General features: G+C 54.3%; 15 protein-coding genes. 7 read left to right on the top strand and 8 right to left on the bottom strand.

The features are described from left to right. Positions 1–374: 374 nt before the first annotated feature. Together acnB and yacL are read left to right on the top strand one after the other, a co-directional pair. Positions 375–2,972: a bifunctional aconitate hydratase 2/2-methylisocitrate dehydratase gene (gene acnB / locus C5687_RS06680; RefSeq protein ID WP_053060134.1), complete on the top strand. Its 2,598-nt coding sequence runs from the start codon at positions 375–377 to the stop codon at positions 2,970–2,972. 190 nt (positions 2,973–3,162) lie between these two features. Continuing rightward, positions 3,163–3,525, top strand: a complete 363-nt coding sequence (gene yacL, locus C5687_RS06685) for a protein YacL (RefSeq protein WP_014830673.1) — start codon at positions 3,163–3,165, stop codon at positions 3,523–3,525. A 31-nt stretch (positions 3,526–3,556) separates the two neighbouring features. Here yacL and speD read toward each other — a convergent pair whose 3' ends face one another. The 3 genes from speD to C5687_RS06700 all read right to left on the bottom strand — a co-directional run bounded on the left by speD (position 3,557) and on the right by C5687_RS06700 (position 5,684). Next, positions 3,557–4,351 carry an adenosylmethionine decarboxylase gene (gene speD / locus C5687_RS06690; RefSeq protein WP_025756782.1) on the bottom strand — a complete coding sequence of 265 codons (795 nt, stop codon included), beginning with the start codon at positions 4,349–4,351 and terminating at the stop codon, positions 3,557–3,559. After that, positions 4,352–5,221: a polyamine aminopropyltransferase gene (speE, locus tag C5687_RS06695; RefSeq protein WP_025756783.1), complete on the bottom strand. Its 870-nt coding sequence runs from the start codon at positions 5,219–5,221 to the stop codon at positions 4,352–4,354. Between the two features lie 115 nt (positions 5,222–5,336). Further along, on the bottom strand, positions 5,337–5,684 hold the full coding sequence (locus tag C5687_RS06700; protein WP_025756784.1) for a YacC family pilotin-like protein: 348 nt from the start codon (positions 5,682–5,684) through the stop codon (positions 5,337–5,339). A gap of 145 nt (positions 5,685–5,829) precedes the next feature. Between C5687_RS06700 and cueO the strand changes: the two genes are divergently transcribed. Continuing rightward, positions 5,830–7,398, top strand: a complete 1,569-nt coding sequence (gene cueO, locus C5687_RS06705) for a multicopper oxidase CueO (protein WP_104556628.1) — start codon at positions 5,830–5,832, stop codon at positions 7,396–7,398. 91 nt (positions 7,399–7,489) lie between these two features. Here cueO and C5687_RS06710 read toward each other — a convergent pair whose 3' ends face one another. Next, positions 7,490–9,880 carry a glucose/quinate/shikimate family membrane-bound PQQ-dependent dehydrogenase gene (locus C5687_RS06710; RefSeq protein ID WP_094917957.1) on the bottom strand — a complete coding sequence of 797 codons (2,391 nt, stop codon included), beginning with the start codon at positions 9,878–9,880 and terminating at the stop codon, positions 7,490–7,492. Positions 9,881–10,088: 208 nt separating this feature from the next. Between C5687_RS06710 and hpt the strand changes: the two genes are divergently transcribed. Beyond that, positions 10,089–10,625 (top strand): hypoxanthine phosphoribosyltransferase, encoded by a 537-nt coding sequence (hpt, locus tag C5687_RS06715; RefSeq protein ID WP_025756787.1) that lies wholly within the window; start codon positions 10,089–10,091, stop codon positions 10,623–10,625. Between the two features lie 48 nt (positions 10,626–10,673). Here hpt and can read toward each other — a convergent pair whose 3' ends face one another. After that, on the bottom strand, positions 10,674–11,336 hold the full coding sequence (gene can / locus C5687_RS06720) for a carbonate dehydratase (protein WP_013095615.1): 663 nt from the start codon (positions 11,334–11,336) through the stop codon (positions 10,674–10,676). A 107-nt stretch (positions 11,337–11,443) separates the two neighbouring features. On the opposite strand from can, the gene C5687_RS06725 reads away from it, so the two are divergent. From C5687_RS06725 to C5687_RS06735, 3 genes are all read left to right on the top strand, one after another. Then, a complete protein-coding gene (locus C5687_RS06725) occupies positions 11,444–12,370 on the top strand; it encodes an ABC transporter ATP-binding protein (RefSeq protein ID WP_045285856.1) in 927 nt (308 codons plus the stop codon). Continuing rightward, a complete protein-coding gene (locus tag C5687_RS06730) occupies positions 12,367–13,137 on the top strand; it encodes an ABC transporter permease (protein WP_023334536.1) in 771 nt (256 codons plus the stop codon). The genes C5687_RS06725 and C5687_RS06730 overlap by 4 nt, the downstream gene beginning before the upstream one ends. 105 nt (positions 13,138–13,242) lie before the next feature. Then, a complete protein-coding gene (locus C5687_RS06735) occupies positions 13,243–13,683 on the top strand; it encodes a PTS sugar transporter subunit IIA (protein ID WP_095441659.1) in 441 nt (146 codons plus the stop codon). A 7-nt stretch (positions 13,684–13,690) separates the two neighbouring features. Here C5687_RS06735 and C5687_RS06740 read toward each other — a convergent pair whose 3' ends face one another. The 3 genes from C5687_RS06740 to C5687_RS06750 all read right to left on the bottom strand — a co-directional run bounded on the left by C5687_RS06740 (position 13,691) and on the right by C5687_RS06750 (position 16,038). Then, entirely contained in the window at positions 13,691–14,797 is a 1,107-nt protein-coding gene (locus tag C5687_RS06740; RefSeq protein WP_104556629.1) for a fimbrial protein, read from the bottom strand. 66 nt (positions 14,798–14,863) lie between these two features. After that, complete coding sequence (locus C5687_RS06745; RefSeq protein ID WP_025756791.1) at positions 14,864–15,418, bottom strand: fimbrial protein; 555 nt, start codon at positions 15,416–15,418, stop codon at positions 14,864–14,866. A gap of 23 nt (positions 15,419–15,441) precedes the next feature. Further along, entirely contained in the window at positions 15,442–16,038 is a 597-nt protein-coding gene (locus C5687_RS06750) for a fimbrial protein (RefSeq protein WP_104556630.1), read from the bottom strand. Between the last annotated feature and the right edge of the window lies 1 nt (position 16,039).

Consider the following 16,039-nt stretch of genomic DNA (forward strand, 5'->3'; position numbering starts at 1 on the left):
TTTTCATCCGAAACTGGATGGCGGCTCGTAAACGCCAAAAAGGGACTTGCAGATTTTCTTACTGAAGAGCAATATTAGTGTCGAGTGTATTGCCGCAAATCTGCCAGCCCGGTGTGCTACCACCGCAAGGCAACAAATTAACCGCTGTGAGGCGGTTTTTTTGTATCCAAAATTCGCCTCATCTCTCCGCTACACCATGCTTAACGATTCAGCAAACTTTTTAATGTTGCTTTTTTGTAAACGGATTAACACTGTGCAGAAATCCTGCTATGCTGCCCGACGCGGTATCGGGCATTTACCCTACAAACTGCTGTCTCACAGGAGCGTGAAGAGAACGCCCGCCGCATATGACAATGAGAGCGAGGAGAACCGTCGTGCTAGAAGAATACCGTAAGCACGTAGCAGAACGTGCCGCCGAGGGAATTGTACCCAAACCGTTAGATGCAACCCAAATGGCCGCGCTCGTCGAGCTGCTGAAGAACCCGCCTAAGGGCGAAGAAGAATTCCTGTTAGATCTGTTGATCAACCGCGTACCGCCTGGCGTAGATGAAGCTGCCTACGTAAAAGCCGGATTCCTTGCTGCTATCGCCAAAGGCGAAGCCACCTCCCCACTGGTTACTCCTGAAAAAGCCATTGAACTGCTCGGCACCATGCAGGGTGGTTACAACATTCATCCGTTGATTGACGCGCTGGATAACGACAAGCTGGCTCCGATTGCCGCTAAAGCGCTCTCTTCCACGCTGCTGATGTTCGATAACTTCTACGATGTGGAAGAAAAAGCCAAAGCAGGCAACGTCTATGCGAAGCAGGTCATGCAGTCCTGGGCTGATGCCGAATGGTTCCTGAACCGTCCTGCTCTGGCTGAAAAAATTACCGTCACTGTTTTCAAAGTCACCGGTGAAACCAACACCGATGACCTCTCACCGGCGCCGGATGCGTGGTCTCGCCCGGATATCCCTCTGCACGCTCTGGCGATGCTGAAAAACGCCCGTGAAGGTATCGAACCGGATCAGCCTGGCGTTGTCGGTCCGATCAAACAGATCGAAGCCTTACAGAAAAAAGGTTTCCCGCTGGCCTACGTGGGTGATGTTGTGGGGACCGGTTCTTCCCGTAAATCTGCGACCAACTCCGTGCTGTGGTTTATGGGTGACGACATTCCGCATGTGCCGAACAAACGCGGTGGCGGTCTGTGCCTGGGTGGTAAGATTGCCCCGATCTTCTTCAACACCATGGAAGATGCTGGCGCACTGCCGATCGAAGTGGATGTTTCTAACCTGAATATGGGCGACGTGATTGACGTTTACCCGTACAAAGGGGAAGTGCGTAACCACGAAACTAACGAACTGCTGGCGAGCTTTGCGCTGAAAACCGACGTGCTGATCGATGAAGTGCGCGCCGGTGGCCGTATTCCACTGATCATCGGCCGTGGCCTGACGACCAAAGCGCGTGAAGCGCTGGGTCTGCCGCACTCAGACGTTTTCCGTCGCGCGAAAGACGTCGCGGAAAGCAATCGCGGTTACTCGCTGGCGCAGAAAATGGTGGGCCGCGCGTGCGGCGTCGCTGGCATTCGTCCGGGCGCTTACTGCGAACCTAAGATGACCTCCGTCGGTTCTCAGGACACCACTGGCCCAATGACCCGTGACGAGCTGAAAGACCTGGCGTGCCTGGGCTTCTCGTCTGACCTGGTGATGCAGTCCTTCTGTCACACCGCGGCATATCCGAAACCGGTTGACGTGACCACGCACCACACGCTGCCAGACTTCATCATGAACCGTGGCGGCGTTTCCCTGCGTCCGGGCGACGGCGTGATCCACTCCTGGCTGAACCGTATGCTGCTGCCGGATACTGTGGGTACCGGCGGTGACTCCCATACCCGTTTCCCAATTGGTATCTCCTTCCCGGCGGGCTCTGGTCTGGTGGCGTTCGCGGCGGCGACCGGCGTGATGCCGCTGGATATGCCTGAATCCGTACTCGTGCGTTTCAAAGGCAAAATGCAGCCGGGTATCACCCTGCGCGACCTGGTTCACGCGATCCCGCTGTATGCGATTAAACAGGGCCTGCTGACCGTTGAGAAGAAAGGTAAGAAAAACATCTTCTCTGGCCGCATTCTGGAGATTGAAGGTCTGCCGGATCTGAAAGTTGAGCAGGCATTCGAGCTGACCGATGCGTCCGCTGAGCGTTCCGCTGCGGGTTGTACCATCAAGCTGAACAAAGAGCCGATTATTGAGTATCTGAACTCTAACATCGTGCTGCTGAAGTGGATGATTGCCGAAGGCTACGGCGACCGTCGTACGCTGGAGCGTCGTATCCAGGGCATGGAAAAATGGCTGGCCGATCCGCAGCTGCTGGAAGCCGATGCTGACGCTGAGTACGCGGCGGTGATCGATATCGATCTGGCGGATATCAAAGAGCCTATCCTGTGTGCGCCAAACGATCCGGACGACGCGCGTCCGCTCTCTGAAGTTCAGGGCGAGAAGATCGACGAAGTGTTCATCGGATCCTGTATGACCAACATCGGTCACTTCCGTGCTGCCGGTAAACTGCTGGATACCCATAAAGGCCAGTTGCCAACCCGTCTGTGGGTGGCGCCGCCAACCCGTATGGACGCGGCTCAGCTGACCGAAGAGGGTTACTACAGCGTGTTTGGTAAGAGCGGTGCGCGCATCGAAATTCCTGGCTGTTCCCTGTGTATGGGTAACCAGGCGCGCGTAGCCGACGGCGCGACGGTGGTCTCCACCTCGACCCGTAACTTCCCGAACCGTTTAGGCACCGGTGCGAACGTTTACCTGGCGTCTGCAGAGCTGGCGGCGGTTGCGGCGCTGATTGGCAAACTGCCAACGCCGGAAGAGTACCAGACCTTCGTGGCTCAGGTTGATAAGACCGCGGTGGATACCTATCGCTATCTGAACTTCGACCAGCTCTCTCAGTACACCGAGAAGGCTGACGGGGTTATCTTCCAGACGGCGGTATAAACAGCAAAACCGTCTCTGCGAGACGGTTTTTAGTATTTGCACCCTCTCCCGTGGGAGAGGGACGGGGTGAGGGCATTAGGCCGCAGGGCCTTGCTCTCACCTTTTTATTTTCATTCCTCCCACCTCTCACGCTTTTTTTCTTCCTCTCTGCTGCGATAATTACCGTAATGGCTTTGCAGAGGAAAACACTATGGATTACGAATTTCTGCGCGACATCACTGGGGTGGTGAAAGTGCGTATGTCGATGGGCCACGAAGCCGTAGGACACTGGTTTAACGAAGAGGTGAAAGAGAATCTCGCCCTGCTTGATGAAGTTGAACAGGCGGCAAATACGGTGAAAGGCAGTGAACGTTCCTGGCAACGTGCCGGACATGAATACACGCTGTGGATGGATGGCGAAGAGGTGATGGTGCGCGCCAACCAGCTTGAATTTTCGGGTGATGAGATGGAAGAGGGGATGAGCTACTACGACGAAGAGAGCCTGTCGCTGTGCGGCGTAGAGGACTTTCTGCAGGTTGTGGCGGCGTACCGGGCGTTCATGAAACAGAAATAGCTTACCGGAGCGTCCTTGCTCCTCGTGCGTTTTACACGGCCGGAATATTGCGGCCGTAGTAGATTTCGCGCATCTCTTTCCAGAGCAGGTCTGTGATGACCTTGCGCTCCTCTTCGCTCAAATCTTCTGGCCGGGTATGGAACATGTAATGCTTCAGGTCGAACTCCTTCAGCAACATCTTGGTGTGGAAGATGTTTTCCTGATAGACGTTCACGTCCACCATGTCGTACAGCGATTTCATGTCGTCGGACATAAAGTTCTGAATGGAGTTGATTTCATGGTCGATGAAATGCTTCATCCCGTTGATATCACGGGTAAAACCACGCACGCGATAATCAATCGTGACGATATCCGATTCCAGCTGGTGGATTAAATAGTTCAGCGCGTTTAGCGGGGAAATCACGCCGCAGGTCGACACTTCGATATCGGCGCGGAACGTGCACAGCCCACCTTCCGGATGACTTTCCGGGTAGGTATGTACGCAGATGTGGCTTTTATCAAGGTGGGCCACAACCACTTCCGGCAGCGGGCCCGGATGTTCAGTTTTGTCGATGAGCTTCGGATCGACCGGCTCTTCACTGACCAGTATGGTCACGCTGGCGCCCTGGGGTTCATAATCCTGTCGGGCGATATTCAGGATGTTTGCGCCGATGATCGAACAGGTTTCTGTCAGGATCTCTGTCAGACGGTTGGCGTTGTAGAGTTCATCGATATAGGCGATGTAACCATCGCGCTCTTCCGCTGTTTTGGCATAGCAGATATCGTAAATACAAAAACTCAGGCTTTTGGTCAGGTTGTTAAAGCCATGCAGTTTAAGCTTTTTCAATTAGTTCACCCCCTGGGAGGACAGTGCATCTTGCAGGTACTGCGGCAAGGCAAAGGCTGCGGTATGGACCGCCGGATTGTAATAACGGCACGTGAGCGCCGCCTGATGGAAGCGTGCCTGGATAATTTCAGTGGAGAGATGGCGCAGGACATCGTTATCCGTGGCCCAGGCAAAGGTCATGATCCCACCGTAGTAGGTTGGAATAGCGGCCTGATAGAAGCTGACATCGCCGAAATAGGTGCTCAGCTTACGATGGCTGTCGAGCGCTTCATCCTGCTGCAGGAAGCAGACGCCATTTTGCGCCACGAAGATCCCGCCTGGGTTCAGGCAACGCTTGCAGCCTTCGTAGAAGGAGGAGGTAAACAGCGACGCGCCAGGACCGATCGGGTCGGTACAGTCGGAGATAATGACGTCAAACGTCTGGGTTGTCTGGTTAACGAAGTTGACGCCATCGTCAATCACCAGCCTGAAACGCGGATCGTCGTAGCTACCGGCATTGTGGTTGGGCAGATACTGACGGCAGAAAGAGACCACGCCCGCATCGATCTCCACCATGGTGATGGTTTCAATGGACTGATGACGGGAAACTTCGCGCAGCATTGCGCCGTCGCCACCGCCGATAATCAGCACGTGTTTTGCGTGCCCGTGCGCCAGAAGCGGGACGTGGGTCATCATCTCATGATAGATAAACTCATCGCGTTCGGTGGTTTGCACCACGCCGTCCAGCGCCATGACGCGGCCAAAGGCGGCATTCTCGAAGATGATCAGATCCTGATGATCGGTTTTTTCATGATAAAGCACGTTATCAACGGCAAAGTACTGACCAAACTGGTCATGCAGTGTTTCATGCCACAACGTGTGGTCGGCCATACGCGGACTCCTCCTTTGTTAACATCCGTTACACTCACAAAAAATGAGCGAAACATGATAGCTAACTATAACCGCGGTTGCACGGCTATAGGTTCAACAAGGGGCGTCGGGAAGGTTATTTCACGTAGGCGAGCAGGCTGAGTGAATCGCGAGCCAGCGCTTTGCATTTTTTTGCAGTGGGGATGCCGATACCGCTTAAGTCACGGTAGCTGTCTTCACCGAGCGCCTTCATGTCGAAGCTGTCGTAGTTGCTGAGATCCCACTGGTTCTGTTGGGCAAAAAAGACCAGTGCGCGGCGAATCTGGCCGTTGGGTAAATTCTGGTAGCCACAATCATTTTTCAGGAATACAAAAACCGCCGTTAAGTCGGCCATATCTTCCGCTTCATTTTCACTTAGCGCATAGCTGTTCGCACACATTGCCATCAGGCTACTGAACAAAATTGTCCTGAAAAACGTCTTCATTGCTTCTACCACTGCTTCACGGAAAATTAACGTTAGCATACTTGATGCCAGTGCGACGATCTTTATTATTGCCGCTTTACTTGACCTTCCGGTAAGGGGAGGGTTTATGCTCAAAAGATCGCCTGCTGGAAATAAGGAAATGAACATGCAACGTCGTGATTTTTTGAAATATTCCATCGCGCTGGGAGCTGCCAGCGCTTTACCCCTCTGGAGTCGCGCGGTTTTTGCGGCTGACAGACCTGCCTTGCCCATTCCCGACTTACTGACCGCTGACGCCCGTAGCCGTATCCAGCTTGTTGTTCAGTCCGGTAAAACGACGTTCGGCGCACACAGCGCCACCACGTGGGGTTATAACGGCAATCTGCTCGGTCCGGCGCTTCAGTTACGCAAAGGGCAGGCGGTGACGGTAGATATCCACAACACGCTCGCCGAAGAGACGACGCTGCACTGGCACGGTCTGGAAGTGCCGGGCGAGGTGGACGGCGGGCCGCAGGGGGTCATCAAGGCGGGCGGCAAGCGCAGCGTCACCTTTACGCCGGAACAGCGCGCCGCAACCTGTTGGTTTCACCCGCACCAGCATGGCAAAACCGGCCATCAGGTAGCGATGGGGCTGGCGGGGCTGGTGCTGATTGAAGACGACGAAAGCCGTCTGCTGCGCCTGCCTGAACAGTGGGGCATCGACGACGTGCCGGTGATTGTGCAGGACAAGAAATTCACCACTGACGGGGAAATTGACTACAGGCTTGACGTCATGAGCGCGGCGGTCGGCTGGTTTGGCGATACGCTGCTGACCAACGGTGCGATTTACCCTCAGCACGCCGCACCGAAAGGCTGGCTGCGCCTGCGCCTGCTCAACGGGTGTAACGCACGCTCACTCAATTTCGCCACCAGCGATAAACGTCCTTTGTACGTGGTAGCCAGCGACGGGGGACTGCTGCCTGAGCCGGTGAAGGTCAATGAATTACCGATGCTGATGGGGGAACGTTTTGAAGTGCTGGTGGATATCAGCGACGGCAAAGCGTTTGACCTGGTGACGCTGCCGGTTAGCCAGATGGGAATGGCGGTCGCGCCCTTCGACAAGGCGCATCCGGTGCTGCGTATTCAGCCGCTGCAGGTGACGGCCTCCGGTACGCTGCCGGATACCCTGACTACGCTCCCGGCGCTACCGTCCCTCGAAGGATTAACCCAGCGGAAGCTCCAGCTCGCCATGGACCCGATGCTCGACATGATGGGTATGCAGGCCCTGATGAAGAAATACGGTAATCAGGCGATGGCGGGAATGCATCACGGACAGATGATGGGCCACATGAATATGGACCACGGCAAAATGGGCGGCATGGGGAACATGAACCACGGTGACCATGGCTTTGATTTCCACAACGCTAATATGATCAACGGCAAAGCGTTTGACATGAACACGCCAATGTTTGCTGCCGCAAAAGGGCAGTTTGAGCGCTGGGTGATTTCAGGTGAAGGGGACATGATGCTGCATCCGTTCCATATCCACGGTACCCAGTTCCGCATTATCTCGGAGAACGGCAAAGCACCGGATGCGCATCGCGCGGGCTGGAAGGATACGGTGCGAGTGGAAGGCGGCGTCAGTGAGGTGCTGGTGAAGTTTGACCACGATGCACCGAAAGAGTTTGCCTACATGGCGCACTGTCATCTGCTGGAGCATGAGGATACGGGGATGATGCTGGGGTTCACCGTATAAAGCGGTGCGGCCTGATGCCCTCACCCAGACCCTCTCCCACGGGGAGAGGGAACAAACACTAAAAACGGCAACTTTCGTTGCCGTTTTGCATTTATTTGGCATCGTCCGGCAACGCATACGCGACAATATAGTCGCCCATCTTCGTGCCAAACGAACCGTGACCTCCCGCGGAGATGACAACGTACTGCTTGCCATTCACTTCATAGGTCATCGGCGTCGCTTGTCCACCGGCTGGCAGACGGCCTTGCCACAGTTTCTCACCGTTGGTCATGTTGTACGCGCGCAGGTAGTTATCTGCGGTTGCCGCGATGAACAGCACGTTACCGGCGGTAGAGATTGGGCCACCCAGCATTGGCATACCCATATTGAACGGCACCGGAACCGGCATCGGGAACGGCATGCTGTCCTGCGGGGTACCAATACGTTTTTTCCACACGATCTCGTTGGTTTTCAGATCCAGACCGGAGATATAACCCCAGGCAGGCTGTTTACACGGCAGACCAAACGGAGACAGGAACGGATTCAGCGTCACGCCAAACGGCACGCCGTACTGCGGCTGAATACCGGCTTCGGTACCGCTGCCTTTCGCGTCTTTCGGCTGCTCCATCGGGTTACCAGGACCGCGCGGGATCAGCTTAGAGACAAACGGCAGCGCCATTGGGTTGGCAATCGCCACCTGACGGTTCGGGTCAACGGAGATCCCGCCCCATTCGAACATCCCCAGGTTACCCGGGAAGACCAGCGTGCCCTGCTCAGACGGCGGTGTGAAGATACCTTCATAGCGCAGCTGATGGAACATCACGCGGCACACCAGCTGGTCAAACATGGTGGCGCCCCACATGTCTGCTCCGCTGAGGTCTTTCTTCGGACGGAAGCTCAGGTCAGAGAACGGCTGCGTCTTGGTGACGTAGTCGCCTTTTGCTGCACCCTGCGGAACCGGTTTTTCCGGCGCAGGGACGACCAGCTCGCCGTTACGACGGTCCAGCACGAAGATGTTACCGGTTTTCGCCGGAGCATAAATCACCGGCACGGTTTTACCGTTAACGGTAATGTCCGCCAGCGTCGGCTGGGACGGCATGTCCATGTCCCACAGGTCGTGGTGAACGGTCTGATAGCTCCAGGCCAGTTTACCGGTGGTCGCGTTCAGCGCCACGATGGAGCTGGCATAACGCTCCTGCTCCGGTGTGCGATTTCCGCCCCAGATATCCGGCGTGGTCACACCCATAGGCAGGTAGACCAGATCCAGCTTCGCGTCATACGCGGCCGGTGCCCAGGAGTTCGGCGAGTTAAAGGTAAAGGTGTGTTCATCCGACGGGATCGCGTTTGGATCTTTCGCGCCCGGATCGAAGGCCCACAGCAGTTTACCGGTGTTCACGTCGAAACCACGAATAACGCCAGAGGTTTCGCGGGTGGAGAAGTTATCCGTAACCGAACCCGCAATCACGATGGTTTTATCGGTGATGATGGGCGGTGAAGTCGGTTCATACAGACCCGGCGTGGTGTCCGGCATGTTGGTCTGCAGATTGAGGATACCTTTGTTGGCAAAAGTTTCGCACAGCTTGCCCGTTTCGGCGTTAATCGCGAACAGGCGACCATCGTTCACCGGCAGCATAATGCGGCGAGGACAGTCGGCAATAACTTCAGGGCTCGCATTATCCGCACGCGCTTCATGGTAAGAAACGCCACGGCAGGTGACGTGCTGGAAGGATGGGTTAGAGTTCAGCTGCGGATCGAAGTGCCATTTCTCTTTACCGGTGGCCGCGTCGAGCGCGAACAGACGCTGGTGCGCCGTACACAGATAAAGCATGTTGCCCACTTTAATCGGCGTGACTTCGTTGGTCAGTTCACCCGGATCGTTCGGCATCTTCAGATCGCCGGTACGGAATACCCAGGCTTCTTTCAGGTTTTTAACGTTGTCAGCGTTGATCTGCTTCAGCGGGGAGTAACGCTGGCCTTCCTGATTACGCCCGTAGGCTGGCCAGTCACCGTCAGCGACCTGCGAGATCGCCGCCGCTGGCGTGGATTCTGCATTCAGCGTCCCGTTGATCTCCTGCGGGTCGTTAAAGCCGGCCCAGGTCAGAATGCCGCCGCTGATTAACAGGGCTACCACCAGCGCCGCAACGGCACCACTGGACGGCACAATCAGGCGACGCCAGACGAACGGCAGGATCAGCCAGATACCGAAGAACACCAGAATGTCGCTGCGCGGCGTCAGTGCCCAGAAGTCGAAGCCGACTTCCCAGACGCCCCAGATCATGGTTGCGAGGAGCAATGCGGCATAAAGCCACAGTGCGGATTGTTTTCTACGCCAGAGCAGGACGGTTACGCCAAGCATAACCAGGCCCGCAATCGGGTAGTACCAGGAGCCGCCGATCGCGACCAGCCAGACGCCACCGATTAACAGGTACAGGCCGCAGAAGGCGGCGAATAACGCTGTTAGTGTCACCAGTAGACGCGGCTGTTTAGAGTTTGTTTCAGCCATAGAAAGTGTACTCGTCAGTTTTTGTTAATAATTTGCTAGCAACTAATTATAGGTATTAACAAGTGTGATCGGAATCACAATATTTGCTTTTTATAACTCATGCGCCAGCCGTAGCCATTTACTGGTATAATGGCTGGCTTGCGTATCGATGCCGGAATACCCTGTATTCGCATTGAGAGATTTTCATCAAAATCATGTGGTTAGTAATATGAAACATACTGTTGAAGTGATGATCCCGGAAGCCGAGATCAAAGCGCGTATCGCCGAACTGGGTCGTCAAATCACCGAACATTACAAGGACAGCGGCAGCGAAATGGTGCTGGTCGGTCTGTTGCGTGGCTCTTTCATGTTCATGGCAGACCTGTGCCGTGAAGTGCAGGTGCCGCACGAAGTCGATTTTATGACCGCCTCCAGCTACGGCAGCGGCATGTCCACAACCCGTGATGTGAAAATCCTGAAAGATCTGGATGAAGATATTCGTGGCAAAGATGTGTTGATCGTCGAAGACATCATCGACTCCGGCAATACGCTCTCAAAAGTGCGCGAGATCCTCGGCCTGCGTGAGCCAAAATCGCTGGCTATCTGCACCCTGCTGGATAAACCAGACCGCCGTGAAGTGCAGGTGCCGGTCGAGTTTGTGGGTTTCTCTATCCCGGATGAGTTCGTTGTCGGTTACGGCATCGACTATGCGCAGCGTTATCGTCATCTGCCGTATGTTGGGAAAGTGGTATTGCTGGACGAGTAAGTGCGGCCTCTGCCCTCTCCCTGTGGGAGAGGGAGAAAACCCCCGGCTTTATTTATGGTTCACATGCTTAAGCTTGAGGTTGGCAATTCCTGAACGGTAACGCTGCTCCAGCGTTTCGCGGTTGGTGGCGGTGACTTCCAGGTTACGCAGCAGACCATCGTGAATGCCGTACGCCCAGCCGTGGATAGAGACCTTCTGCCCGCGCTTCCATGCTGATTGCATGATCGTCGAGTGGCCCAGGTTATACACCTGCTCCATCACGTTGAGTTCGCAAAGGGTATCCATACGACGTTCCTGCGGCATTTCACCCAGCAGTGAGCTATGTTTGAACCAGATATCACGGATGTGAAGCAGCCAGTTATCAATGAGCCCCAGTTCCGGGTTTTCGACCGCCGCCTGCACGCCGCCGCAGCCGTAGTGGCCGCAAATGATGATGTGCTCAACTTCCAGAACATCAACGGCATACTGCACAACAGAAAGACAGTTGAGATCGGTATGAATCACCAGGTTGGCGACGTTGCGGTGAACAAACAGTTCGCCAGGCTCAAGACCTGTCAGGCGCTCTGCCGGCACCCGGCTGTCGGAACATCCAATCCAGAGAAAGCGTGGGTTCTGCGCTTGCGCGAGCTTTCCAAAAAATCCGGGGTCTTCCTCCACCAGCATTTTTGACCATAGTGCATTGTTGCTGATGAGTGTATCTATGTTGTTCATGGAGGTTAGCGACCTGTAACCGAGTAATTGCGTTGCGCTACTATAGGGTAACCCGACTTTTAATGAAACCACACAACGTGTGTCAGAACCTAAGGTAAGTTTATTTCATGGCGATTGCACTGGAGCTTGAGCAGCTAAAAAAAACCTATCCGGGCGGCGTTCAGGCGCTACGCGGGATAGATCTGAAAGTAGAGGCGGGGGATTTCTACGCGCTTCTGGGGCCGAACGGGGCGGGGAAATCGACCACCATTGGTATCATCAGCTCGCTGGTGAATAAAACGTCCGGCAGGGTGAGCGTCTTTGGCTACGATCTGCAAAAAGATGTGGTGAATGCCAAGCGCCAGCTCGGGCTGGTTCCGCAGGAGTTCAACTTCAACCCGTTTGAGACGGTGCAGCAAATCGTCGTCAACCAGGCGGGTTATTACGGCGTTGAGCGAAAAGAGGCGTTAGCACGCAGTGAAAAATACCTCAAACAGCTCGATCTGTGGGAAAAGCGTAACGAACGTGCGCGTATGCTGTCCGGCGGGATGAAGCGCCGCCTGATGATTGCCCGTGCGCTGATGCACGAGCCAAAACTGCTCATTCTCGATGAACCGACTGCGGGCGTGGATATCGAACTGCGTCGTTCCATGTGGGGCTTTCTGAAAGACCTCAACGACAAAGGCACCACCATTATTTTGACCACCCACTATCTTGAAGAGGCGGAAATGCTGTGCCGCAACATCGGCATCATTCAGCACGGCGAGCTGGTGGAAAATACCTCGATGAAGAATCTGCTCTCCAAGCTCAAATCAGAGACCTTCATTCTCGATCTGGCGGCAAAAAGCCCGCTACCGAAGCTTGAAGGGTACCAGTATCGTCTGGTGGATACCTCGACGCTGGAAGTGGAAGTCTTGCGCGAGCAGGGAATTAACAGCGTGTTCTCGCAACTGAGCGCGCAGGGCATTCAGGTTTTAAGTATGCGTAACAAAGCGAACCGACTGGAAGAGCTGTTTGTCTCTCTGGTGCAGGATAAACAAGGAGACAAGGCATGACGCATCTTTACTGGGTCGCGCTGAAAAGTATCTGGGCGAAAGAGATTAACCGCTTTATGCGCATCTGGGTGCAAACCCTGGTGCCGCCGGTGATCACCATGACCCTCTATTTCATCATCTTCGGTAACCTGATTGGTTCCCGTATTGGTGAAATGCACGGCTTTACCTATATGCAGTTTATCGTGCCGGGCCTGATCATGATGGCGGTGATCACCAACGCCTATGCTAACGTGGCGTCATCGTTCTTTAGCGCCAAGTTCCAGCGCAATATTGAGGAACTGCTGGTGGCACCGGTGCCAACGCATGTGATCATTGCGGGTTACGTCGGTGGCGGCGTGGCGCGCGGTTTGTGTGTCGGGATCCTGGTGACGGCCATTTCGCTGTTCTTCGTGCCGTTCCAGGTGCACTCCTGGCTGTTTGTGGCCCTGACGCTGCTGCTGACGGCGATCCTCTTCTCGCTGGCCGGTCTGCTGAACGCGGTGTTTGCCAAAACGTTTGACGATATCAGCCTGATACCGACCTTTGTGCTGACGCCGCTGACCTATCTGGGCGGGGTGTTCTATTCCCTGACGCTGCTGCCGCCATTCTGGCAGGCGCTGTCGCACCTGAACCCGATTGTCTACATGATCAGCGGTTTCCGCTTTGGCTTCCTCGGAATCACCGATGTGCCGCTGTTTACCACGGTGGCGGTGCTGGTGGTGTTCATCATCGCCTTCTACCTGCTGTGCTGGTATCTGATCCAGCGCGGGCGCGGTCTGCGCAGCTAATCTTCTGCCCGGCGACATTCTGTTTGCCGGGCGCTTTTCTTTGACAGTTATCACCGAAAGCTAACCTTCACTCCGCTAAACTACTTGCCTGCTAAGGAGAGAGTTATGCTGGGATGGGTTATCACCTGCCACGATGAACACGCGCAGGATATGCTGGACAAGCTTGAAGCCAGGTTTGGTCCGCTGGTGCAATGTCGGGCAGTCAATTACTGGCGCGGTTTGAGCACCAACATGCTCAGCCGAATGATGTGCGATGCCCTGCATGAAACGGACACCGGTGATGGCGTTATTTTTCTTACCGATAAATCAGGCGCGGCGCCATATCGCGCAGCGGCCCTGTTGAGCCACAAACACGACTGCTGTGAGGTCATCTCGGGAATTAATCTCGCCTTACTCGAGTTAATGTATCCCCGGCGAGAGTCATTGAGCAGCGCAGAATTTCGTGATGCCATCGTGGCGCAGGGCGAACCCAGCGTGACCAGTTTATGGCATCAGCAGCAAAAAAATCCGCCCTTTGTCCTGTTTCACGAACGCGACAACCACTGAATTTTTGCTATTCATAATCCATCAAAAAGGTGGCTGCTGCATTAAAATCGCCCGCTTTAATAGCCCCGCCATCGGATAACAGTTGGGCTGAAAAGTGAAGATTCTCCAGTGATGACCAGTCACTGCTGCGATCAATATCGGTACTGGTTTCACTGTTTGGGATCATCACGCTGGCAGTATCCGTGTTAATGATCCTGACGGCGACCCCTGCCGCGCTCCCGCTACTCAGTCCTAACATGCTGTGATCCGGAGAAACAAAGGCCGATGTCATCTTCACCCTGAGCTTGGGGGTATAACAGCTTGCAAGCGAGATTGAGAAGGGAATAACCGGCGTGTTGTTGTTTTTAATATCATCTATCCAGTAATCACCCAGCGCAACGTTATTACCCGAGACGGTATCACCCTGCGCGACACCAAATGAGCAACTGCTTGCCGGGACCGTAAATTTCAGCGTGCTGGTTGTGGCACTGAAGATAATTTTGGGCTGACTGCTGGTTCCAATTTGGAAATAGGCAATCGTACCGGCGAGTGAGTTTCCGGTATTGATACCTTTCTGCGGTTTAAATTGTGGCGTGATCCAGAGCGTAAATTTGAGCTTCCATTGGCTGTCGGCATCGGCATAGGGAGCCCCACTGCTTTGTGATGGCACCGTATTATCCGTGCCATTTCCTCCCTTCAGATAGAGATCAACCGTTGGATGCGATGAACCGCAACCATCTGATACGTAACACATTAACTCGACAGTGTAGTCAATGCCCTGCACCGTGGTTTTAAGCAGGGCGTTGCCCTCTGGCGTGGTGTATTGCGTATCGAGCAAATTCCCTGCGGCATTCGTAAAGTGGACGGTATTGTCGTAGGGGTTCCAGTTTTTACAGCCTATTGGGTTGCTGGTAATAAACTGGATCACATACGTGGATGTCACATCCAGGCTCGTTGGCATGGAAACTTTATTTGTCGAGAGGTTAAGAAGCGATGAGCTTCCGGTGGTATACGTGCCCGCGTTATTGCTTTCGATATAACAGCTTTGATCGGCCAATGCCGGGCGGCACAGCATTCCAAAGGCGGCAAATACCAGAAGCATCACCAGGGCATTGAAAGCACTCTTTTTTATCATAAGTTGAAATCTACGCAGAAAAAGAAAGGAACTGCCGGCATCCGTCCGGACAATTCCTCTCTGGTTTCACTGATAGGTCACCATGAACGTTACCAGGGATGTCACCGCACCAGGCGTAACATCGGCAATGGTTTTTCCATCGGCAATAACAATACGCGCATTCATATCCAGCGAACCGGAACCCGAACTGATCGTCACGTTTTGGGTGGGTTGGGTGGTGCAATTGAGAACGGTGCCGGTATCGGCAAGACCTTTCCAGACTTCGAAAGCCGTTCCGTGTGTTGAACCAAATTTGTCGCTGGATCCGGTAGAACAGCTTGTGCCTGCGCCCGGGGTGGCCTGCACGGTGGCGCTTTTCACCCCCGAACAGTTGCTGAAATTCAGTTTAAAGGCTTCGATACGGCTTTTCGCCGTCAGATCGGACTTGAACACATCGCCAAAATTAATTTCTGTCGATGCATTGCCTGTGGAATCCTGAATTTCTGCGGTACAGGTGCCTGGCACAACATTGGTTTCAAATGTTGCCGTCAGGCTGGATGTACCGCTGATCTGTGCCTGTGAGGCGAAGGACAACAGTCCACCGCAAATCGCCATTGTTAAAGCCGTCAGATGCTTACGCATTACTCGCTCCTTTCCCTGTCCCGTTATTCGTAACTGAAGTTAAACGTCGCAATGGCTCTGAATGAGCCCGTTGTGGCCTGATTGGCAACGGTTTCTACCATCGTGGCCACCAGCCCAACTTCTTTTGCGCTGATTTCTGCTGGTGTCCATACCAGCCGTTTACTGTCATCTGTCGAGTTGATGACAAAAGGGGCATCCGGAGCAGAGACACGCGCAATAGACAGCCCCGTGTTGGCGGCTCCTCCTGCTGATGAGTCGATGCCGTTCGCGATAGCGGTGTTGACGCTACCTGAAGCGGTACCTGCCACTTCCGTCTTTAACGAAACCAGACTGGAAGGGCACTCGGTGATCACCAGTTTGAAGTTTTCTTTTGCTTCTCCCGTTGCAATCGTATCTACACGGGTATTCCCGTTAGCGCCAATCGTAATGGTATTATTTGTGCCATCACCTGTTCCCCCATCAATTTTAATATCACAGGTTGTTTCCCGGATATTTGCGCTGAAGGTCAGGTCGAGGTTCTCTGCTGCTCTGACGCCGCACGACGCCGAAAATAAAACGGCAACCAGCGCGGTATGGACGAGAAATCGCTTTTTATCAAAAGCAGTTACGTTATTTTCCATA

This window comes from Enterobacter sichuanensis (assembly GCF_002939185.1).
In the GTDB taxonomy this organism is placed as follows: Bacteria; Pseudomonadota; Gammaproteobacteria; order Enterobacterales; family Enterobacteriaceae; genus Enterobacter; species Enterobacter sichuanensis.